Genomic DNA, 745 nt, shown 5'->3' with positions numbered 1-745 from the left:
ACAGCTCCAGGCCGTTGCGGGTGGCAGCGACCTTGGCCGTGGCGATGGCGATGGCCAGCTCGCCGCGCTCGCTTTCACTGAGGCTCGGGCCCTTGGCCCAGGCCTGGTCCAGCAGTTCGGCGGCGCGTTCCACCAGCAGGCGCACGCCTTCCAGCGCGACCCAGAATTCGCCGTAGTGGTTGAGCACGTACGGGTCCTGGCGAATGTCCTGCACCGTGGATTTATGCCAGGGCCGGGTTTCGGTCAGGGTGTAATTCCGGGCTTCGGCAAAGGCGCCTTCGGCGATGCCGAGGAACATGTGGGTGAAGGTCAGTTGAGCGATCAGTGGGCGCAGGCAGGCGAAGGGCGTACTCAGCGGGCCGGGATCGAGGAGCAATTCCGACTCTTCCACGCGTACCCGTTCGAAGCTGGCGCTGCCGCTGTCGGTCTGGCGCTGGCCGATGTTGTTCCAGTCATTGTGCAGGGTGATGCCACTGCGCCCGCTGGGGATGGCCGCGATCAGCAGCTTGCCGCCGGCGCTTTCATCCACCGCCGAGGCGATCAGCATTTCCGAGTCGCTGGCTCCGGAGCAAAAGCTCTTCTTGCCGGAGAATTCGCGCCAGCCGTTGTAGGCTTTGACCACCGTGCGCGTGTCCAGCGGGTTGAGGGCGTTGCCCCAGAACCAGTTCTTGCGCGCGGTTTGTTCGAACCAGGGTTGCCATTGCTCCGGGCGTGAGAACAGGCGAACGGTGGCGAGCATCAGGTG

At 65.0% G+C, this 745-nt stretch carries 1 pseudogene (only partly in view); it reads right to left on the bottom strand.

From position 1 onward, the window contains the following. Positions 1-745 (bottom strand): annotated as a pseudogene (locus HX846_RS25060) (acyl-CoA dehydrogenase family protein) (its annotated part continues 257 nt past the right edge of the window); the annotation flags it as partial.

The sequence above is a fragment of the Pseudomonas sp. K5002 genome (assembly GCF_013386655.1).
Taxonomy (GTDB): domain Bacteria; phylum Pseudomonadota; class Gammaproteobacteria; order Pseudomonadales; family Pseudomonadaceae; genus Aquipseudomonas.
This window is presented reverse-complemented; position numbering and strand designations above follow the sequence as displayed.